Here is a 21,970-nt window from a genome sequence, read left to right on the forward strand (position 1 = left end):
ATGACATCTTGTAAATTTTATGATTTTAAACTCAAATATAAGATTTTAGCCTTTTTTCTTTTGATTTTTATGGGGCTTTATGCCGATCAAAGTGAGGGGGTAAATTTATCGGCTGCCCTATCATGTTTACAGAATTCTGCTAAGCTCTTTACCGAAGAAAAATGGCAAGAAGCCTTGTTTGAGGCCCAGCTTGGTGAAGTGTATGATCCTAAAACTGCCGATTTTTTATATATCCAGGCAATATGCGGTTTAAAATTAAATCAACCCAACGAAGATATATTGCAAAAAGCCGATGCCGCTTGTGCCGACGGAATGATCTGGCGCTTATACGATATAAATGCCGCCCGTTTATTGGCTGCTCAAGTCAATACAAGAATGTTAAAATACAGGGAAGCTTTGGAACTCGTCAAGCTCTTACCCTTTGAGTCGGCTGAGGCTGACTATGTAAAAGCTGATGCCCTCTACGGCTTGGGGCGATATGATGAAGCCAAGCAGCTGATATCCGAAACCTTAGACCGCTGGGCATTTGATTCCCGTTTTGCAAAATTGTTTTTTCTGAGAGAGCGCGGAAAAAAAGTGAGTTTTTTCGGTAAAAAATTGGCCGGACATATAATTTCCCGGCTTTATGCGTGGCAGGATGAGGACCCATCTCTTCTTTTACTTGCAAGTCCCTTTGAAACAAAATCGGAAGAAAATATCAGACGCCTGAAATTATATCGAGGTATGTATTTACCTTTTACCGAATCGCACGATCTTAACGATTTGTATAACCGCTCATACTCTACCTTACTTTGTCTCAGATACGGTATAATAGATGAGCAAACGGCTGTAAACGAATTTTTGTCGGCTAAGGTTTATTATTTTAATCCGATTTTGAAGGAATACATCCTTACTCAAGCTATGTATGAGTCTCATTTGGTTGAACTTTTACGCTTGGTTGTAAATTCCAAATTGAGAAATGAGCTTAAAAATTTTTTATCGGTCTATGAGGGATTGATTGTTGATGATGAAAACGGGGACTTAATTATCGATTCTAAAATTTATTATAAAAACGGCAGGCCTTGGTGTGCCGAATTTGACAACTTCCAAACAGGATATCCCGAATACACTGTAGAATGCAATTTCGGTGTTCCATCCGTAATTTACGGGAAAAAAAATGAATATTCGGTGTCCTATGATTCATATCCTGCCGTTAAAAATTTTATCAAAAACGGTAAAAAGTATACTATGCGCCCCCTTGATCTAAAATGGGCGCCGATAGAATTAAAAGAATTAAACCTAAAATTATATGGTGTGCACCAAAAACAACAGGCTTTCTTTTCTTTAAAAGTCGATAAAAGTATAAGAAGTATACATGAAGGCTCCTTGATTTACTCCTCGGCCTTTTCTGAAGAAAATACCCCGTACATAGACGGAGGCATAAAAAAAATATTCTTTGATAAGGGTATCCCGATAAAAGCCGAGGTAAGTGTTGCAGGAGCGCTGTACTCTCAAACGAATTACAGAAGCGGCTTACCTGTCTTTGAAAATGCAGATAAGAATGGGGACGGTTATTTTGAAACAAGAATTGAGTATGATCGAAACGGTATATTAAAAAGAATGGATATAGATTTAAATAAAAACAAACTCTATGAATATTCCGAATATTATGAAAAAGACGGTGTTGTTACAAAGGTTTGGGACAGCGATGAGGACGGTTCCTCTGAAATTAAATATATACAATATGAAAACGGGGACTCTCAAACCGAATGGATTCATCCCAAGCTTAATAAAATAATCCGTGTTAGTTATAAAAAAGGTATTCCGGTACGGTTATTTGACGGAAAAGAAAATCTTATGCTGATTCCTTCGGATAAAGGAAATGTATTTTGGCTTAATAGAAGTCCTGTAAATATCGAAAAAGTAAACGAAAAAATTACTGAAATATTTAACCAAACAACCCTGCCGGTTGTTTCCTATATGTTTAGTATAAATAATATCGAAGTTTTTGCCGTACGCTCCGGAGGGTTTGTTTTTGCTGAAATCGTCAATGAGTAAACTTATTTTTTCTCTTCTCTTTTTATTGATTTTTTCTTGTACTTCAACCGAACATACCGAATATGTCGATTATTCGGATAGATCCAGTGTATTATATCAGGTTGACTACGCCGAAAGACTCCTTAAATCGGGTAAGATAGCTGATGCACTAATCAGATCTCAGATTCTGCATCTTAACACAAAAAATTTTGAAGAAGTGGACAAGATTAACTTAAAATCGATAGAAAAAACTGAAGCCGCATTTTTAAAAAGCATAGATGAAAAAAAATGGGATGAGGCTGTCCGCTACTTTAGGTCTCTTACTGCAATCGGAAAACGCCCTGCCGGGTGGACTGAAGAGCGTATCTTTGAAGAAAGGAATATCTTATGGAAAAAAAATGCCGATCTTCCTCTTTTAAACTTGCAAAATAAAAAAAATCCTCTGTCCGGCCAATCATCTTCTTTTCCTCAAAATATAGATGAAATGATAAAGGGCTCTCTTACCGTTTGGGTAGATAGGGGGGCACGTATTCAAAGAGGTTATGCCTCGCCCGACATTGTTATAGGTTCAGGTTTTTTTATAGATTCCCGCGGTTATTTTATTACTAATTATCATGTTATCCAAAGCGAGGTTGATAAAAAATATAACGGCTATTCTAGGCTTTATATTAAGTCGCCTGATAATCCCAATGTGAAAATTCCTGCAAGGGTTGTAGGCTGGGATCCCCTGTTTGATTTGGCCTTGGTAAAGACCGAGTACACACCTCAGTTTATTTTTAACCTTGGTTCTTCAAAGGATTTAGGTGTAGGAAGCCGAATTTATGCAATAGGCTCTCCGGCCGGTTTGGAAAAAACGCTCACCTCAGGTATAATATCGGCAAAATACCGCAGACTTTTTTCTATGGTAGATATAATGCAGATAGATGCTGCCGTTAATCACGGAAACTCAGGCGGCCCTATAGTGGACGATAAGGGCCTTGTTCAAGCCGTAGTCTTTGCCGGCCTTGAAAGAAACGAGGGCCTTAATTTTGCAATCCCTGTTGAGCTTTTAAAGGCTATTCTTCCCGATCTATATAAGGGCGGAGAAGTAAGACATTCTTGGCTGGGCTGTCATGGCCAAAACCAAAAAGGCTCCAATGCAGCTGCTGGAGTTCCCGCCGGGGTTCTTGTAAACTATGTTCTTCCTGACGGTCCTTTTTCGATCTCGGGCATAAATGAGGGCAGCGTAATAAAAGAATTTAACGGTGTTCCTGTAAATTCGGTGGAAGAAATACAGGCAAATTTATTATCGATTGCTCCCGAAACTATAGTACTAATTAAAGGTTTTCAAAAAAATGAGGCCGGTATTTATGAAGAAAAAACTTGGCCTGTTTTATGTGCCGAGCGGCCTTTATATCCGGGCATTTCGGTTTTTAGAAAGGACAGCATAGCAAGATCTATGCTTCCCGTTTTTGGGTTTAAACTTGAATCGGTGGGTAAAAGAAATTCTTATAGGGTTTCTGAGGTTATCCCGGGAAGCTTTGCATCGGAAAATGCCTTTGGTGTAAATGACTATATCGAGATTAACGGAAAAAGATGGGATGAAGACAATGAAGAGATTATTCATGTGAATATCTATACAAAAAAGGTTAAGGCCGGTTACATGGACAGCTTTATGGTTTTAAGTGCCTACCTCGATAATCCGCTTTTCTTTTAAAAGCTTTGTATTAATTAGTTTTTTCGATTATTTCAAGACAGGTTTCTAAGGCATATTTTTGTTTTGCAGGGTAGTCGGGGGCGGTTCCTGTTTCCGCATTGTTTGAGCCGTCAGGGTTTAAGGTGTAGAACATATCATATTTAATAAGCATTCCGCTTTTGGGAAATTTCAGATAGACAGGATGAATGGGTAACAAGCCCGATCCCCCTGTATTTTCGCCCACAAGACTTGCAAAGCCTGTTTGCTTACAAAAGGCAGCAAAGGCATCTGAGGCAGAATAGCATTTTCTATTTACAAGCACCCATATTTTTCCGTCAAATTGAAAATCGCTTCTTTCAGGCTCTACGGTATATTCTAAATCATAGGCTTCTTTAAAAGAAGCTGCCTCTTCTTTATTTAAATTTTCCAAGTGCGGCAAATTCTTTCTTTTTGAAATTTTTGCAGGGAAAGTCCATCGATCTCCTTTTAAGAAAAATGGAAGGTAGCGGTCGGAAAATTCCGAAGGGTTATAAAAAGCAATCATCTTAAAAGTCTTTGCTTCTTTTATCAGAGGAGAAACTAAAAATTTCTTCCATAAAAAGGTATAGCCTCCTCCGTTATCCCTTAAATCTATTATTAAATGTTTATATTTGTTTTTTGTTATTTCTTTTTGATACTTTTCAAAATCATTCCAATCAAAATTTTCTGTAGGTAAAAATGCCGGTATTTTTATATAAAAAATATCGTCTTTTATTTTTTTAAATACGAATTTCGCTATATCTTTCTTTTGTTTTTCATATCTTTGTACGGCAGTCATATATTCGGCGTTAGAACCTAAACCTTTTGTATAAAAGGCCTCGACTCTTTTATCTTTTTTTATATAGTGAAAATCTTCATCTCTTTTATTTTCTAAAGAAATTGTTTCAATATCGTTTTTATATGAGCCGTAATCTACAATTCCCAGATGACCAAAAAAATGCTTGTCTGTAATTCCGGAGCATATTATACCGTAAAATTTCATATAATCGATTTCGGTTTTTAAGTTTTTTAATTTTTCGGCATAATATTTTTTTATTGATTTTAAATCGGCTCCGTTTCTTATACATGTATTTTTATTGGGATAGCCCTTCTCGATAAAGTCCCAAAAATATTCGTAATCGGTTTTCATTTCTTTTAAGGGGATAAAACGCTCTTTATCGCCCTTTGAATAATTTGAACAAGAAAATAACGAAATACTAAACACAAAAAAAAGCACAAAATATTTTTTTATCATAGTTATATTATTAAAGATAATTGATTGATTGTCAAGGTAAAATTTGATTTGCCGCTTTCCTCTTATTTGATTATATTATTCATACCGTTTACACGTGGAGGTGTTTATGAAAAAACAATCTGTGATCTTTAGAAGGCATGTTTTTTTGTTTGCCGTATTGTTGCTCTTTTCTTCCTGTATGCTCTATGGAAAAAGTAAGCTTATAGAGTTTAGCAATTTACCCGAAAAAGCTCAAACCTATATTAAAACTCACTTTCCTGATGCAAAACCTTTAAAAATTGAAAAAGAAAAGGACGGCTTATCGGTTAAGTATGAAGTAGAGCTTGACAACAAGATTGACTTGGACTTTAACTCTAAAGGCGAAATAACCGGAATTGACGGTAACTCAGAGCTCCCTGATTCAGTTATACCAAAAGAAATTTTAGATTATGTCAAAAAGAATTATCCCGATAATTATATCATGGATTGGCACCTTGAAAAAAAGACCCAAGAAGTTGAGCTTAACAGCGGCCTTGAGCTTAAATTCGATTTAAAGGGAAAATTTTTGAGGATAGATAAATAGAGGAGGAAAGGGAAACTTGTTCAGACGCAAGTTTCCCTCTCCCCCTGTGACCCCCTCTCCCTTCAACGGCTGCTTAGGGGCTCTGCCCCTAAGAACCCCGATTTCAGGCAAGTTTTGAGCTAATTTTTTAATTGAGATAAAAGACAGACGATTTAAGCAAATTCAGAGGTCGGGCTAGGGGAGGGCGTTACTAAATTTGTTATTAAGACTTTTAAAGAAGGGCTTAATAAAAAAACTTATAAAACTACAATTTTTCTATTTCGGATTCGGAAAGCCCCGTCATTATTAAAATTTCAGACACTGGATATCCTCTCTTTTTCATAAGTTTTGCTGTTTCCTTTTTAACTCTATATTCGGTACTATCCTTAATATCCATTTCAAAAGTAGATAATAATCTGTATTCTTGTCTTGCCTGTTCGTTTTGTTTTACTGTTTGTATCATTTCTTCTATCCCCCTTGTAAATTCATTATTTGTTTTACCTGTTTTAAGGTATGTTAAAAATTCCTTTAGTTCTTTGTCCTCAGTGTTTTTAAAAGCTTCCGCATTTATTATAACCTTTTGTGTGCCATCTTGTAAAGGTGTATTTTTGTCCTCTATACAAAGATTTTTAAAAGTATAAACAGGCCTATTTTTGCCTATAACATCAAATAAACAGATAAAAATTATAAAGCTGTCGTTTAAGTTGTTATAGGAATTGCCCTTATCCAAAAAAGAAATATCTAGGGCTGCTTGGTAAAATCGCATTCTTTTTGGGATATTCCTTTCATTGCTTACCTGCATTTCCACATCATAAAATTTACCGTTTTCTGCTTGCACCAAAACATCAAACCTTACGGATTTTGCCTGTTCATAGGTGTTAATACTATGCTGCACCGAAACATACGCAATTTTACCTATTGTATCAAATAGTATCATTTCAATAAGTTTTTTACATAGCTTTTGGTTTTGCATAACCTTACAAAACATAAAATCATCCTGTAATGTCAAATCTTCAAATCTTTTTACCATTTGTTTTCTCCTAATTTTTTCATATTTCTCCTCCTCATTATATTTGTAGGATTTATTTGAAAAAAATACTAAAATTTCCGGATAAAATATTTATTATTAAAACTTTTAAAAATTCCTTTGCGTTCCTTGCGGTTGTATAAAAACCAACCAAACCTCTGTGCTTGATTTTTAAGCCTCTTTATAGTAAAATCACTTACCTAAAAAACTTAAGGAGTGATAAATGCCTAAGATAAGTTCAAAAACAGTCGATGCAGTAACCGAAATGACCGATATTGTATCCCTTGTCGAGAACTATACCCGCTTGGAAAAGCGGGGGGCTAACTGGTGGGGCTGCTGTCCCTTCCATAATGAAAAAACTCCGTCGTTTAATGTTGTTCCCGATAAAAGGATGTATTATTGTTTCGGTTGCCACAAGGGCGGCGGAACCATCAACTTTTTGATGGAGATGGAAAAGCTTTCCTTTACTGAAGCAGTAGAGCGGCTTGCAAAAAATGCAGGTATTGAGGTCATCTATGAGGGCGGCTCCTATGTTCCCGATGAAGGGGCAAAACTTAAAGACGAAATCTTAGAACTTTACGGCAAGGTTGCAGGCAGCTTTCATTTTCTTTTAACTCAAAATCCTTTGGGGAAAAAAGCCCTCGATTACCTTCTTTCCCGAAATGTTTCTCCCGAAATAATCGAAAAATTCAATCTGGGTTATTCTCCTAAAGACCGGTACTGGCTTCATAAGTTTTTGTTGTCAAAAAATTACTCCGAATCCCTGCTGGAAAAAACAGGACTTTTTTCTAAAAACTATAAAAATATAGCTTTTTTTTCCGATAGGCTTATGTTCCCGATTTGCGATCGTCACGGAAAAACAATAGCATTCGGAGGCCGTATTTTGGAAGGAGAGGGACCTAAGTATCTAAACTCCTCGGATATGCCTCAATATAAAAAAGGAGAAACCGTTTTTGCCTTTCATCATGCTCTGCCTGAGATCCGAAAATTGAAGTCGGTAATATTATGCGAGGGCTACATGGATGTTCTAGCCTTTTTTCAGGCCGGAATCGAAAATGCCGTGGCTCCCTTGGGAACGGCCCTTACCGAAGATCAGGTAAAACTTTTAAAATCCTTTGCAGATACATTTTATCTTGCCTTTGATTCGGACTCGGCCGGACAGGAAGCTTCTTACAAGGCTATAAAAATTTGCAGGGGGCTGGGGGTAAATGTACGCGTTTTGTATATGAAGGACGGAAAGGACCCTGCCGAAATTCTACAAAAAAAAGGAAAAGAAGGCTTGAAATTTCTTTTGGAATGTGCTATAGTAGACGACGATTATCTTATACAAATTGCGTCCATGAGATTTGATATAAGCAGTCCGGAAGGAAAGGCCGGAGCTATAGCCTTTTTGTTTCCGTATATTGAGGTCCTGGAATCCGATATTCAAAGGGAGTCTGCAATTTCTAAACTTTCATCGGCCTTTGGTGTCAGTCAACAAGCAATTTTCGGCGATTATGAAAACCGCGAAAAAAAGGCTCTAAGGCATATAGTTGACGAGGTAAAACAAAAGCCGGTAAATATAAGAATGAATGCCGAGTTACGATTGGTGCTTGCCGTTGCGGCAAATACTGATCTGTTTTCCCGTTTGCGTTCCGAGTTGAGCCCTGATGATTTTGAGGATTTTTATGCCAGACATTTGTTTATTGTTTTAGAAGAATGTTATAGAGATGGTGCCTATACTTATGCAAATCTAATGCACAGATGCGGGGAAGAAAAATTAAAGGATATTGTTTCTCAGACAATTTCTAAGGGTGAATTCGCCGACAACTCTGAAAAGGTAGTCGATGACGGCATAAATTTTATAAAACAAAATGTTCTACAAAAACAAAAAGACAAAATCATAGGCAGATTAAGGTTATTACATGGAGAAAAGAATGTCGATACGGTAAACTTGACAAAAGAACTAATGGAAGAAAAAAAAAGTATCGACATTCAACTAAAAAAATTAAAGGGAAAGGTGTATGACTGATCTCGAAAAGAATCCTGCGATTATTAAACTTTTGGAATATGCCAAAAGGAAGCGCACAATAGGATTGAGTGATCTTGATGATCTACTGCCCGAAGACTTAATGTCTCCGGAAACTATACCCGATATTCTGGATATTTTGGAAGGCGCCGGTATTCAAATAAAAAATGAAGGGGTATCCGAAACCAATTCGGAAACCGACTCCGATTTTCAGGGCGGCAATGATGAGGACTATCGTTTATTGGATGATGCATATGAAGAAGACGATGATGACGATATAAAAAGTCCTTATTCGGATGACGTCGAAACTCCGTATATCGAAAAAGAAAAGCCCAGGCATGAGACGGCAAAAAAACTGGTTAGAACTTCTCACGAAGCCGGAGTTGACGATCCGATTAAGCTTTATCTTCAGGAGATAGGCAAGGAAGATCTTTTAACTGCCGACGAGGAAGTTTCTCTTTCAAAAAGCATGGAAGACGGAGAGTCCATTATCAAAAAGGTTATAAAAAATTCCGGTATCTTAATTCCCGAATTTTTTGTAATCGGACAAAAGGCCTTTTCAAAGCTAGACCCTGCCGAGTCCAATAAGCCGCGCAAAGAGTTAAGTGAAGAAATGGCCGAAAAAAAGCGTCTCAAGCAGGTTTACGGCGACAGCTTAAGGAACATATATTCCGAAATTAAGCAATATATGTCCTTAAAAAAGCACTGGTATGACAGAGAAACCTTGGAAAGCTTTTTGGAAAGTCCTGAACTTCAAGCTTTGCGGAAGAAGATTTTTAACAGCCTTAAACGTATTCACATTGAATCGGAAGAAATAGAAAAAATTTCAGACCGCTTTATCGAAGCTACCGAAAAGGTTCAGGACTATCAAAATAAAAAAGAAAGAAAAGAAAAACAGCTGGGCATTAAAAGCTATGCCGATTTAAGAAAACTGGGTAAGCGGCTTGCAATTCCTCGGGAAAGAGAAAAACTCGAAAAAGAACTTAATATTTCGGCCAATGAAGTAAAGGATATATACACTCAAATTCAGGTGCTGACTCGTAAGATACGCAAGGTAGAATACGATTTTGAAGCTACGGTAGATGAGGTTATTGAGCTTACTTCAGAAATCAAAAACGGCCAGAGGATGCTTAAAAATGCAAAAGATAAGCTCATAAATGCAAACTTGCGTCTTGTCGTTTCGATTGCCAAGAAGTACATAAACAGGGGACTACAGTTCTTTGATCTTGTACAAGAGGGAAATATAGGGCTTATAAAGGCTGTTGAAAAGTTTGAGTACAGGAAGGGATATAAATTTTCTACCTATGCTACATGGTGGATCCGTCAGGCTATTACCCGCTCAATATCGGATCAGGCACGTACAATCCGTGTTCCTGTTCACATGATTGAACAGATAAACAAGGTAAACAGAGAGTCTCGCCAGCTTATGCAAAAACTAGGCCGTGAACCCAATGATGATGAGATAGCCTTGCAGTTGGGCTGGTCAATCGAAAAAGTTAAGCAGGTTAAAAATGTCGCAAGAGAACCGATCTCTCTTGAAACGCCTATAGGTGAAGAAGAAGACACCCTTTTGGGAGATTTAATTGAAGATAAGGGAGTTGAAAATCCTTCAAACCGAACCGAACTTACTCTTTTACAGGAGCAGCTTGAAATGGTTCTTTCAAGTTTGCCTGAGCGCGAACAGGAAGTTTTAAAAATGCGCTTTGGTATTGAGGGAGGCTATCCTCTTACCCTTGAAGAAGTAGGCTTATACTTCGACGTAACGCGTGAAAGAATAAGGCAAATAGAAGCAAAGGGATTAAGGCGCCTGCGCCATCCTAAACGCAGCAGAAAATTAAAAGATTATCTTGATAATTAAAGGGGTGTAATTTATGGATAATGATGTATTGGAAAAATTGAGAGCTTTACAGGATATTCTTGCTCGAAAAAATGAACTTGAAACGGAGATTTTGGATGCCCCAAAGGCTCTTACACAGCAGGAAGAGCTTTTGGAAAAGTTAAAGTCCGGTTATATCCAAATGAACAGCGAGTATGAAGAGCTGCGTAAAGGTATTGCCGTTTTGAAGGCTGATCTTTTTGAAGCTGAACAAAAGAGAGAAAAGGCCGAAAAAGCGATGGATAATATCGAAACTCAGCGCGAGTATGAAATCTTGCAAAAGGAAATCGATGATTCTACTACAAAGGCCGAAACTATAAGAAAAGATCTTCTAAGGCTTGAAAGTCAGTTTAAAATTTTAGATGCAAACATTAAGCAGGAAGAAGAGCTTATTACACAAACCGAGAAAGAACTTGAAGAACATAAACAGCTCTTGGACTCGGAGGTTTCCGAAAAACAAAATAAGGTAGAACAGTTGAAGCAGGAAGAAAAAAAACTTTCTCCGGGTTTGAGCGATGAAACAATGTTTAAATTCGACAGAATTATAAAGAATAAACATGGCGTCGGTATTGTTTCCGTTCAAGGAAATGTTTGTATGGGCTGCCACATGATTCTTCCCGCTCAATTTGTAAATGAAGTAAGGTCAGGTCAGGATATAAAATTCTGCCCCTACTGTAGCCGTATTCTATTCTATGAGGAATCCGAATTAACAACCGATCAGGAAGCATATTTTAATGATTCCGATATGGAAGGGCTGCTTGATATTGGTGATTCTGCAAATGAGGATTTCCTTTCAAGCTTTGAAGACGGTAAAGACGACGATTAAATAATTTTGGGATTAAGGGAACCGCTGCATTTGCAGAGGAAAGTCCGGACTCCTTCGGAAACGATGCCGGCTAACGGCCGGGGAACGGAAATGAAAGTTTCCGTTTACAGACAGTGCAACAGAAAGTAAACCGCCGCATTTTGCGGTAAGGGTGAAAGGGCGGGGTAAGAGCCCACCGCGTTTTCGGCAACGGAAACGGCAATGTAAACCTCATCGGGAGCAAGGTTAAGCAGTAAAGAATCTCCGATTCTTAATTTACGGGTTAACCGCGATAAAGGTCTGCTGTAAAGCAGAGTTAAGAAAGATGGTTCCGTCTGTTTTACAGAAACAGAATCCGGCTTATTAATCCCTTTTTTTAGGTATTATAAAAATGGAATTTGCAAAAGGAAGATCACATAAAAATTTCTCAAACAAAAAAAGAGGTTCAAAAAAATTTTTTATAATTTTGCTTTTTCTCTTGTGTGCGGCTTCTGCCGTCTATTTTTTATATATCTATAATAAAAACTATGCAGGCATACCTTCCATGAAAGAGGTTTATGCCGATTGGGCCGAAAAAAATTACGAGAGCGTATATCAAAAAACCGAAAGTATTTTAAAAAGAAGGGCATATGACGGTGAGGCCTTGGCTATGAGGGGCTTTGCAGCCTATTATATCTTTGCAGAGCAAACCGATTTTTCCGTAAGCTATGCTTATCTAAATGATTCTATCTTGAATTTAAGACAGGCGATGTACTGCGTTTCAAAATCCCAACAGTCAAAAATTGCCTATGTATTGGGAAAGGCTTATTATCAAAAGGGATATTATTATGCAGACCTTGCTCTAAAATACTTGGATATTGCATATAATTCCGGAGAAAAATTTGCAGATTTATCGGAATTCAGAGGCATGTCGGCATCTCTTTTAGGGGAGCCTGAAAGAGCTATCGATGCTTTTTCGGATGCCCTTGCAAATAGCCCTTCAGACTTATTGTTTTTTGCTCTTGCCGAAAACTATATTAAGATTTCGGATAAACAAAATGCGAAGTTGTACTTATTTGAAACAATAGATAAAACGAAGGATACACTTTTAGAATTAAAATGCCGATATTTATTGGGTAGTTTATTTATCGAAGAGAATAAGATAGATGATGCTGTAAAGGAATTTAATACCATTCTTGAAAAGGATATGACCTCAGCCGATGCTCATTACGGCTTGGGTGTTGTATATGAACTTCAAGGAGATATGATAAAGGCCCGTGCAGAATGGCGGAAAGCTCTTAAATTCGATCCGCTCCATGTAAAAACACGGGCTAAACTAAATTTATAAAAATTTTGGGGGATGAAATGGGCTTTTTTAAAAGATTTTCAACAGATATAGGAATAGATTTGGGAACATGCAATACTATTATCTATGTGAACGGAAAGGGCATAGTAGTGAATGAGCCCTCCGTTGTTGCCGTTGAAAGGGGTACAAAGAGGGTGGTCGCCGTAGGCTCCGAAGCTAAAAGAATGCTTTGGAAAACTCCGGGAAATATTGTGGCTATTAGGCCATTAAAGGATGGGGTTATTGCCGATATGGACACTACCGAAAAGATGATCCGCTACTTTGTTTCTAAAATTTTACCTAAGCACCGTTTTGTTAAACCCAGAATGGTTATAGGTATTCCAAGTTGTATTACGGATGTTGAAAGTAATGCTGTTTATGAAAGTGCCATGAAGGCAGGGGCCGGAGAGGTTAAGGTTTTGGAGGAATCTTTGGTTGCAGCCATCGGTGCAAATATTCCTATTCACGAGCCTGCCGGAAATATGGTTTGCGATATCGGAGGCGGTACTACCGAAGTTTCGGTTATTTCCCTTTGCGGCATGGTTGTAACAAATGCTATCCGGGTAGGAGGCGATGAGTTCGATCAAGCCATCATTAAGCATGTCCGCTCGGTTGATAATCTTATAATCGGAGAGCAGACAGCGGAAAGAGTAAAGATAAGCATAGGCAACGCTTCTCCCGAAAAAACAATCGAAAAAGTCGAAATTAAAGGTACCGATGCCATCACGGGACTTCCCCGCCGATTGGAAATAGACTCTGTTGAGGTCAGGGAAGCTCTAAAAGAACCTGTTACACAGATTGTTGAAGAGATTAAAAGAACCCTAGCCCAGACACCGCCTGAACTTACTGCCGATATTGTTGAAAGAGGAATTGTAATGACCGGAGGAGGTTCTTTATTGAAGGGTCTTCCTAAACTTATAGCTAAAGAAGCCCGTGTTCCTGTAATCTTGGCTGAAAATCCTATGGACTGTGTTGCAATAGGTGCCGGAAGATATTATGAAGTGTTTAGGGATATGACTGTTGACCGCAGTCTTTATGACAGCTTAAATAATTAGACCCTATGAAGAAAAAACTTTCGTTTAAACTAAATCTTGAAGTTTTTCTTTTAATTTTATTCCTTTTAATCTCATCCGTTCTTATGGCTTTTTCCGGCGGTTCTTTTATTTTGGATTTTAAAAGATTGGCTTTTTCGGTAAGTGCCGGAACGGAAAAAGCTGTTTACAATGTTTCCTCCTTTGTGGGGGAAAGCGTTTCTTCGGTTAGGGAATTATGGGATTTAAAAGCAAAGTATAATGAGCTTACAAAGCAGCTTGAAAAATATGAACTTTTGGAACGCTCTAATGCCGATGTAAAAAGAGAGAATAATGAGCTGCGTACCCTTCTTAAATTTACCGACACCATCCAAATAGCAAACATTCCTGCCGAAATAATAGGTTATGATCCTAACGCTCTGTATTCCGGGATGATTATTAACAGGGGGGTAAAGCACGGTGTCAGAAAAGACATGCCTGTTATAGCCTTCCAAAACGGAAATATGGCCCTTGTAGGAAAAATTTTACAGGTAGGAAGGGGGGCGTCCATGGTTATACCTATCTATGATTATCAGTGTCATGTTGCAGCAAAAGTTGACCTGGTGAAACATCGCGGGGTGGTAAGCGGACAAGGCTCGGAAGATTCGCCCCTAGTTATGAAGTATATAAAAAAGAGGGCAGGAGATGATATTAAAATAGGCGATAAAATAATTACCTCCGGATTTGATGATGCTTCGATTTTCCCAAAAAATATTCCTATAGGTTATGTTTCTAAAATTAAGGCCCTTGATTATGAAACCTCGCTTGAGCTATATGTAAATCCTATAATAGATTTTTCTTGTTTGGAATATGTATTTGTGCTTGATACTTCAAAAATAGAAAAGGAGTTTTAATAAATTGAAAAAAGTTATTTTGTGGACTTCTTTAAGCGTTTTTTTTATAACCTTGCTTCAAACGGCTATTTTTTCTCATATATCTTTTTTTACTGTGCTGCCTGATTTGGTTTTGCTTACCGTTATCTACATTGCAATTTCCAACGGATCTCTTACAGGTTTGATTTGCGGGTTTATTGCAGGTCTTTTAGCCGATTTTTTGTCGGCAGCTCCCATAGGGTTACATTCATTTATTTTTACTCTGACAGGATACTTAATAGGAAAATTTTACGGGCTTTATAACTTAAACAAGGTAATTTTTCCCTGTGTTTTAGGCAGTCTAGGCTTTATACTTAAGGTTATACTTTTATTTGTTTTAAAGATACTCTTTGGGCAAAACATTCATACCTATGACGTTTTTTCGATAAACTTTGTCATAGAAGCAGCGGTAAATGTTTTTTTTACTCCCTTGGTATTTTTATTTTTTAATCTCTTTCCTCAAGCCTTTATATCGAAGGAGTATAGCACAATATGAAAAATACCGAAGACAGTTTAAATTCACGGCTTAGGTTATTTTCAATCTTCGTTTTTTTTATTTTGATAGCTTATTCCTATAAACTGTTTTCTATGCAGATTATTCATGGGGATCAATTTAAGAAAAAATCTCAAAATATTTCGAAAAGGACAACCGTTATACCTGCTCAAAGAGGCGAGATTTTTGACAGGGAAGCAAATACTCCTATGGTTTTAAATATTGACTCCTTTGCGGTTGATATTGTTCCGGGCGAGGTTCCTCGTCAGGAATTTGATACCGTAATAAACAGGCTAAGTTCGATATTAAAAATTCCGGTTTCGCAAATAGAAAAAAAATTACCGGTAAGTGTCAGAAGAGATTTTAGATCGATAGAAATAAAATCGAATGTCGATTATTCTACTATTGTACAGGTTGCAGAAAGTATAGATTCTCTTCCGGGGGTTTCATGGCACTCGAAGCCTGTCAGAAACTATGTAGATACCCGCTCTTTTTCCCACATAATAGGATATGTAGGAGATATTACCACGGACGAATTGACCCGTTTTTATAATAAAGGATATACATCAAACAGTATTATAGGCAAGGCCGGAATAGAAAAGCAATATGATGAAATTTTGCGCGGTACCGATGGGGTGGAATATCGGACGGTAGATGCCAAGGGAAGATACATAGAAAATACTACGGTTGTAACACCTCCTAAGATGGGGAATAACCTTGTGCTTACCATTGACAAGAGGATTCAAAAACTGGCGGAAGATGCATTAGGTCCCAGAATAGGGGCTGCCATAGTCTTGAAACCTACAACAGGAGAGGTTTTGGCAATGGTTTCTTATCCTTTTTTTGATCAAAATATCTTCGGTAAGGAAATTACAAGTTCTCTTGCAAAAGAATTGTTTGAAAATCCTAATAATCCGCTTTTGAACAGGGCAATAGGGGCTAATTATCCTCCTGCTTCTACTTTTAAAGTTATAATGAACACAGCCATTTTAAATGAAAAAGCTTTTCCGGCTGAAAACACGGTTCCTTGTTTGGGAGAAATTGAATATGGAAACCGTGTATTCAGATGTCATATAAGGAAACCCGGTCATGGAAAATTGGCCTTAAACGAAGCCTTGGCAAAATCTTGTGACGTTTATTATTGGACTGTGTGCCGCGATTACTTGGGTATCGAAAAAATCGTCGATTATGCGAAACGTTTTGGTTTAGGTCAATCTACCGAGATAGACTTACCTAATGAAACTCATGGTGTGCTTCCATCACCTAAGTGGAAGGAGCGCCGTTTCCATGAAAAATGGCTTAACGGAGACACAATGAATATGTCGATAGGTCAAGGCTTTACTCTTGCTTCCCCGCTTCAGGTAGCAAATATGGCCTGCATGGTTATAAATAACGGAATAATTTATAAACCCCACCTTTTAAAAGAAATAAGGGATCCTTCAAGCGGTGAGGTTATAAAAACTATTCAACCTGAAATTCTTCATCAAGAAAATATAGGACAGGAGATCTTTCAACAAGTCAGACAGGCCATGAATCTTGTTACGATACAGGGAGAGGCCCGCTTTCCCATGAAAAATCCCATGTTCCGCCTTGCAGGAAAAACGGGAACTGCTGAAGTCGGTTTAGATGATAGTTGGCATTCATGGATGGTCGCTTACGGTCCCTATGATGCGCCTCCTAAGGATATGGTAGTTGTCAGTGTTATTGTCGAGGCTGTAAACGGATGGGAATGGTGGGCCCCATATGCTGCCAATATAATACTGCATGGAACTCTTGCAAATCAAACCTATGATGAAACTATAGACTATCTCGGATTTAGACAACTCCCTGCAGTTGTAAGGAGAAGCGAATGAACATACGCAAAATTACAAACTTTGATTATTTATTATTTTTGGCTGTTGTTCTTTTGTCGTTTATAGGCATACTTTTTATTTATTCTTCAGGTGTAAACTCAAGCGGTGAGCTTGTTTCTAAGGAATATAAAAAGCAGATTTTATGGGCTTGTACCGGTATTGCTTTACTCTTGCTTTCATGTATTTATGATTATAGGCGTATAAAGGACAGAACCTTTTTAATTTATTTATTGGGAATGCTTTTGCTTTTGTATACAGGGATTTTTGGAACTGTAAGGCATAATGCAAGGAGCTGGATAGGTTTAAAAAATCTCGGCATCCAGCCTTCCGAATTTATTAAGCTTATTTTTATTCTTTTTTTAGCTTATTATTTGGAAAAATCTCAAAATGAAGAACCTTTGAAACGTTTTATAAAGGCCATGGCAATAATGTTTGTGCCTGTTGCCCTTATTTTAAAACAGCCCGACCTTGGAACCGCAAGCGTATATATTCCGATTTTTTTGATAATGTGTTTTATTGCAGGTATACCGCTGCGTTTTATCCTCTATGTCTTTTTTCTTGGGGTATTAACAATAGTGTTTACCCTTATGCCTCTTTGGGAAGAAGTAATTTTAAAGACAAGTCATATTATGACAAATATTTTAAAAAATTCTCAAGTTTCTATTATTATTTTGTTTGCGATGGGTATCTCAACCGTTATTGCTATGATAGGTAATGTTTTACTAAAAAGAAGATATTATTATTGGATAGCCTATGTTCTTTCGCTTATCACTATTGCTTTTGCAGGGTCCATAGCCGGGGTGAGGGCTTTAAAAGAGTATCAGATGATGCGTTTAATTATTTTCTTGGATCCCGAAGTAGACCCGCTAAAGCACGGGTGGAATATAATCCAGTCCATCACGGCTATCGGTTCAGGCGGTTTAACCGGACGGGGCTATCTTATGGGAACTCAAAGCCACTACCGGTATTTGCCCGAGCAAAGTACCGACTTTATTTTCAGTATTTTATCGGAAGAATGGGGATTTTTAGGAGGTCTTTTTGTTTTTTCCCTTTATAGCATAGTTTTTTTTAGATTTTTTCTTTCGATTAAGCGCTGCGATGACCTTTTTGGTAAACTTATTGTTTCAGGCATCTTATCCATGTTCTTTTTCCATTTCTTTGTAAACGTAGGTATGGTCATGGGTATAATGCCTATCACAGGTATCCCCCTCTTGTTTTTATCTTACGGCGGCTCCTCTCTTTGGACAGCCATGATTTCAGTCGGCGTCGTTATCGGAATAAACTTGCGGCAGTTGTAGAAAAAGACTTAAAAATAAAAAAAGGCACTCTTTTGAGTGCCTTTTAATTTGGTTAGCAGGGAGAGGACTCGAACCTCCGACCTCCGGGTTATGAGCCCGACGAGCTGCCAACTGCTCTACCCTGCGACGTGGGGCAGAGTATAGCATATAAGCATCATTATGTCAAGCCTTTTTTTAACTTATTTTGTTAAATTTCTGATTTTATCGTACCAAGCATCTGTGGTTTTGACAAGCTTTGTTTTTTCCGTGTATTTGGGGTACATTCCCTGTTTATCGGCTCCCTTTATTTTAAAAATGCCGGGGTTGTTTGCCGTTTTTTCGGATATAAGGGCTTCCTGTATTTTTTCCTGTTCTTCGGGAGTCAGGGTTTTTGTGTTCATAACAATGGGTGCATTTAAAACCGGAATCGATTGGATTACGGTAATTTCGCTTCCGGGGAATTTTCCGAAGGGGTCTACAGCTCCTTTAACAACCTTGTAAGCTGCTCCTGTTTGATAGGCTTCTCCTGCAATTAAATCATAGACACCTATTGTTTGAGGAATTGCAAAGGCTGCAGCATCTGCATCCTTTCTAAAAAGGTTAACTTGAGAGCCTTGATGGGAGCCTGCAAACAGCACCTTAGAAAAAACCGATGTGTCATGAATAAGCTCGTCGGTACTGTTTAATCCGAATTTTTTTACAAGAAGGCTTGCAGGAATTACAAATCCCGATGTAGAACTCGTGGAAACAAATGAAATATTTTTTCCTTTTAAAAGGGTCAAATCATAATCGTTCCCATTTTTGTATTGAGGGGCATCTTCCGTTCTTACTGCTATAAGGCTATAGTATAAAGCGTCTTCTAAGGTTCCGCTTGGGCCTGAATTGGTGGCCGCAGGTACGATGGCCGGATTTCTTTTATGGGCATTTATATAACCCTCGGCACCTATGTAGGCTATATCTGCATTTCCGGATATAATTGCTTCCAAAGCAATATTATAATCCGTTGTAGTTTTGATTTCGACCGGACGGCCCACCGCTTCGCTTATTATTTCCATAAAAGCCAGCCTTGCATCCTTCATGGCATCGCTTGATTCATTAGGTAAAAATACCATGGTAATAGGTTTTTGTGTCTTTTCTTTAGCACAACCGAAAAATAGGCAGATAGCTGCCAAAAGTAATATAATTTTGTGTTTCATAAAATTCTCCGTGCCGCATTCTATCATATAATGCGATAATATGCTATACTTATTGTATATCTTGGGAGGATAGGTATGAAGATAACGACAACCGAATTCGGATCATTTTCAAGCGGAAATAAGGCTTTATTATTTACTATTTTTAACGGAAAAATGATGCTATGCGCCACTAATTACGGAAGCTGCATTACCGGAATCCTTTTGCCGTCAAAAAACGGAGGTTTTGATGATGTTGTTTTAGGATACTCAAGTTTTATCGGCTATGTAAATAATTTCCCCCGTTTCGGCTCCTTTATAGGCCGATATGCAGGCCGAATATCGAATGCCGAATTTACTTTAGGAAATCAGCAATATCTTTTGACGCCGAATGACAGGGGTAAGCACTGTCTTCACGGAGGGTATCCTTTTTACGATAAGATGCTGTATGAGGCAAAGACCTTTAAAAACAGACAGGAAGCAGGAGTTGTTTTTTCCCGCACCTCTCCCGATGGAGAACAGGGCTTTCCCGGAAATTTGCAAACGGAAGTAAGTTATTCTCTTACCCCCGATAATGAGATTATTATAAGATATAAGGCTGTTTCGGATAAAACAACACCTGTCAATTTTACCAATCACAGTTATTTTAACTTAAATCCGGCCGGAATGCAGTCTAACGGTTCCTATGTTTCGGTTTTAAATCATGAGGTTCAAATATTTTCAGAGCAATATCTTGAAACCAATCAAGAGCTTATTCCGACGGGAAAGTTTTTAAATGTAGAAAATACGGGCTATGATTTTAGAAAACCGAGGCTTTTGAGCGAGGGGGTACAAGAAATAGGCGGAAGTTTTGACAATACATGGGTTATCAAAAAAGAAGTCAGTGATCATAAGACCTTGGCTGCAATAGTAAAAGAGCCCGTTACCAAAAGGACCTTAACCGTTTATTCGACACAACCCGGTCTTATAATGTATACAGGCGGGTTTTTGGACAATGAGCCCGGTAAGAACGGAGATGTCTACAATAAATTTTCAGGTATTTGCCTCGAAAGTCAAGCCTTCCCGGATTCGGTACATCAGCCTCACTTTCCCAATACCGTAATTAAACCCGGTGAGGCTTATAAACACGAGACTCTTTGGCATTTTGCATTTTAAAAATTTATTTTGTATGAAAGGCTTCCTTTTATAAAAGGCTTGGCGCTTTCCAATATTATTTCTCCCTTAAAAGAATTTAATGTCAGCTTTGTCTTTTTTATAAATTCTGCCTGGGTTGAAAATTTAAAGACCCCTTCTTCCCAAGCTATATACGGAGTCTTATTTATTTTTATTATTCTATTTTTTTGCATAAAGGAAGAAGAAAGACTTATATTGAAGGCCTTGTTAAATTTTATTTTAATATCCGACGAAAAAGAATAGTTTTTTACTATAAACGGATTTTTGGATTTGTCTTCCAGTTTTGTATTTCCTTTTATTGAAAAAGCTGTATTAACAAAAAGTTTTATAGGAATTTTTATTTGTCCTTTAAGGTCCCATTCGGCATCCTCATAATAAACCTCTCCCTTAAATTTAAAATTTGTAAGGATGATGTCCACGCCCATTCCTCCCGCATGGGAATTTTCATATAATTTTTTCTTTTTAAAATATTTGCGTAAAAAATTATATGAAAGGCCGATATCTAAAACTCCGGTTTCAATTTTAGGCTGAACGAAGGCCTTTAATGAACCGTCTCTTTCAAATAAGGTTCCCGTATTCAGCATAAAATACTCGCTTTGAAAATTGTACTCGGCTCTTCCCCAAAAATTTAAATTGGAATTTAAGAGATTTTTATTGTTTCCATGCAGAGCCCGGTAAGGAAGTTTGATTCCGCCTGCTGCTGAAAATATGGAAGCGGTGAAGCTCCTTTTTTCTCCTAGGATACATTCTAATGAATAAAATTGATCATAATTCGGTTTTATGATATTAAATTGAGAGTAGGCTGAATTTGTTAAGGAGGAAAGAATGCTGAAGTTTACCAGGTAGTCTTCATTATCATTTTTGTAGGCTGCACAAAAAGAAAGATTCGGCCACAGTTCTTTTTGTTTTTGTTCGGAAAAAAATACCAGATTGAAATTTTTTATTGCAAATTCCGTTCCCAAGCTCGCATCGAATTTTGATTTTGAGATTCCTATCAAGTATTTGGGAGGAAGGCCTATTCCTTCATAAAAAGGCTTTTTTTCAAAACTGTCTTTAAAAAGCATCCTGTTTAAAAAACTTGATTTTGTAATTCCTCCGTAAAAAAACGAAAGGGCAGGATAAAGCTTTTTCTTTTCCCTGTATAGGAGGGGGCTGAATTTTAAGCTAAAACCTTGGGGTATGAGGGCAAATTTAGGCCGATGGTCCCGAATTTTTGCTGACGTATAGACCTCAAAAAAAGGATTTTTTGCTTCTGCCGTCAAGCTGTAGTCAAGGTTAAGATCAATACTCTGTGTAAGAGAAAAAGCAACTTTTTCTACAGGTATTTCCGCATGTAAGAGGATGCTGCATAGCATCATCATTGTGCAAATCTCAAAGGATTTAATAAAAATATTTTTTGTCTTCATACCTATATATAGTTTTTTTTTGTATTTAATACTAATTTTTAAAATTTATTTTATCTAAAAAAATAAAATTTGTATATTGCTGTAAATAAAAAATTATGCTACAATGCGC

At 37.6% G+C, this 21,970-nt stretch carries 17 protein-coding genes, 1 tRNA gene and 1 other RNA gene; 14 read left to right on the forward strand and 5 right to left on the reverse strand.

The features are described 5' to 3' along the window. Entirely contained in the window at positions 1-2,037 is a 2,037-nt protein-coding gene (locus E4O04_RS06885) for a tetratricopeptide repeat protein (RefSeq protein ID WP_253707017.1), read from the forward strand. Next, positions 2,015-3,712 (forward strand): S1C family serine protease, encoded by a 1,698-nt coding sequence (locus E4O04_RS06890; RefSeq protein WP_253688105.1) that lies wholly within the window; start codon positions 2,015-2,017, stop codon positions 3,710-3,712. Before E4O04_RS06885 ends, E4O04_RS06890 begins: the two co-directional genes overlap by 23 nt. Positions 3,713-3,722: 10 nt before the next feature. Here E4O04_RS06890 and E4O04_RS06895 read toward each other — a convergent pair whose 3' ends face one another. Continuing rightward, the gene (locus E4O04_RS06895; protein ID WP_253707019.1) at positions 3,723-4,964 is read right to left on the reverse strand and encodes a S41 family peptidase; all 1,242 of its coding nucleotides are present in this window, start codon (positions 4,962-4,964) and stop codon (positions 3,723-3,725) included. Between the two features lie 106 nt (positions 4,965-5,070). Here E4O04_RS06895 and E4O04_RS06900 point away from each other — a divergent pair, with 106 nt between their 5' ends. Next, complete coding sequence (locus tag E4O04_RS06900; protein ID WP_253707021.1) at positions 5,071-5,526, forward strand: PepSY-like domain-containing protein; 456 nt, start codon at positions 5,071-5,073, stop codon at positions 5,524-5,526. A gap of 244 nt (positions 5,527-5,770) precedes the next feature. Here the strand turns inward: E4O04_RS06900 and E4O04_RS06905 are convergent, their stop codons facing one another. Then, positions 5,771-6,535: an Rpn family recombination-promoting nuclease/putative transposase gene (locus tag E4O04_RS06905; RefSeq protein WP_253707023.1), complete on the reverse strand. Its 765-nt coding sequence runs from the start codon at positions 6,533-6,535 to the stop codon at positions 5,771-5,773. A 220-nt stretch (positions 6,536-6,755) separates the two neighbouring features. Here E4O04_RS06905 and dnaG point away from each other — a divergent pair, with 220 nt between their 5' ends. The 10 genes from dnaG (at position 6,756) to rodA (ending at position 18,131) form a co-directional block, all read left to right on the forward strand. Further along, complete coding sequence (dnaG, locus tag E4O04_RS06910) at positions 6,756-8,543, forward strand: DNA primase (RefSeq protein ID WP_253707025.1); 1,788 nt, start codon at positions 6,756-6,758, stop codon at positions 8,541-8,543. Continuing rightward, a complete protein-coding gene (gene rpoD / locus E4O04_RS06915) occupies positions 8,536-10,398 on the forward strand; it encodes an RNA polymerase sigma factor RpoD (RefSeq protein ID WP_253707027.1) in 1,863 nt (620 codons plus the stop codon). Before dnaG ends, rpoD begins: the two co-directional genes overlap by 8 nt. A gap of 13 nt (positions 10,399-10,411) precedes the next feature. Beyond that, entirely contained in the window at positions 10,412-11,242 is an 831-nt protein-coding gene (locus E4O04_RS06920) for a zinc ribbon domain-containing protein (RefSeq protein WP_253707029.1), read from the forward strand. Between the two features lie 8 nt (positions 11,243-11,250). Next, an RNA gene (rnpB, locus tag E4O04_RS06925) (RNase P RNA component class A) lies at positions 11,251-11,596 on the forward strand. A 16-nt stretch (positions 11,597-11,612) separates the two neighbouring features. Further along, on the forward strand, positions 11,613-12,548 hold the full coding sequence (locus tag E4O04_RS06930; protein WP_253707031.1) for a tetratricopeptide repeat protein: 936 nt from the start codon (positions 11,613-11,615) through the stop codon (positions 12,546-12,548). A gap of 17 nt (positions 12,549-12,565) precedes the next feature. Then, complete coding sequence (locus E4O04_RS06935; protein ID WP_253688098.1) at positions 12,566-13,600, forward strand: rod shape-determining protein; 1,035 nt, start codon at positions 12,566-12,568, stop codon at positions 13,598-13,600. Between the two features lie 5 nt (positions 13,601-13,605). Next, positions 13,606-14,469 carry a rod shape-determining protein MreC gene (mreC, locus tag E4O04_RS06940; protein ID WP_253688097.1) on the forward strand — a complete coding sequence of 288 codons (864 nt, stop codon included), beginning with the start codon at positions 13,606-13,608 and terminating at the stop codon, positions 14,467-14,469. Positions 14,470-14,473: 4 nt separating this feature from the next. Further along, positions 14,474-14,983 carry a rod shape-determining protein MreD gene (gene mreD / locus E4O04_RS06945; RefSeq protein WP_253688096.1) on the forward strand — a complete coding sequence of 170 codons (510 nt, stop codon included), beginning with the start codon at positions 14,474-14,476 and terminating at the stop codon, positions 14,981-14,983. Further along, complete coding sequence (mrdA, locus tag E4O04_RS06950; RefSeq protein WP_253688095.1) at positions 14,980-16,833, forward strand: penicillin-binding protein 2; 1,854 nt, start codon at positions 14,980-14,982, stop codon at positions 16,831-16,833. The genes mreD and mrdA overlap by 4 nt, the downstream gene beginning before the upstream one ends. Then, entirely contained in the window at positions 16,830-18,131 is a 1,302-nt protein-coding gene (gene rodA, locus E4O04_RS06955) for a rod shape-determining protein RodA (RefSeq protein ID WP_253688094.1), read from the forward strand. The genes mrdA and rodA overlap by 4 nt, the downstream gene beginning before the upstream one ends. Positions 18,132-18,184: 53 nt before the next feature. On the opposite strand, the gene E4O04_RS06960 is transcribed toward rodA, so the two are convergent. Next, positions 18,185-18,257: transfer RNA gene (locus E4O04_RS06960), tRNA-Met, on the reverse strand. A gap of 53 nt (positions 18,258-18,310) precedes the next feature. Further along, on the reverse strand, positions 18,311-19,306 hold the full coding sequence (locus E4O04_RS06965; protein ID WP_253688093.1) for a phosphate/phosphite/phosphonate ABC transporter substrate-binding protein: 996 nt from the start codon (positions 19,304-19,306) through the stop codon (positions 18,311-18,313). 75 nt (positions 19,307-19,381) lie between these two features. Here E4O04_RS06965 and E4O04_RS06970 point away from each other — a divergent pair, with 75 nt between their 5' ends. Beyond that, complete coding sequence (locus E4O04_RS06970) at positions 19,382-20,437, forward strand: aldose epimerase family protein (RefSeq protein ID WP_253688092.1); 1,056 nt, start codon at positions 19,382-19,384, stop codon at positions 20,435-20,437. Here the strand turns inward: E4O04_RS06970 and E4O04_RS06975 are convergent. Continuing rightward, the gene (locus E4O04_RS06975) at positions 20,434-21,861 is read right to left on the reverse strand and encodes a hypothetical protein (protein ID WP_253707033.1); all 1,428 of its coding nucleotides are present in this window, start codon (positions 21,859-21,861) and stop codon (positions 20,434-20,436) included. The two genes, E4O04_RS06970 and E4O04_RS06975, sit on opposite strands and share 4 nt — an antisense overlap. Positions 21,862-21,970: the final 109 nt, after the last annotated feature.

Source organism: Treponema sp. OMZ 799 (genome assembly GCF_024181365.1).
In the GTDB taxonomy this organism is placed as follows: domain Bacteria; phylum Spirochaetota; class Spirochaetia; order Treponematales; family Treponemataceae; genus Treponema_B.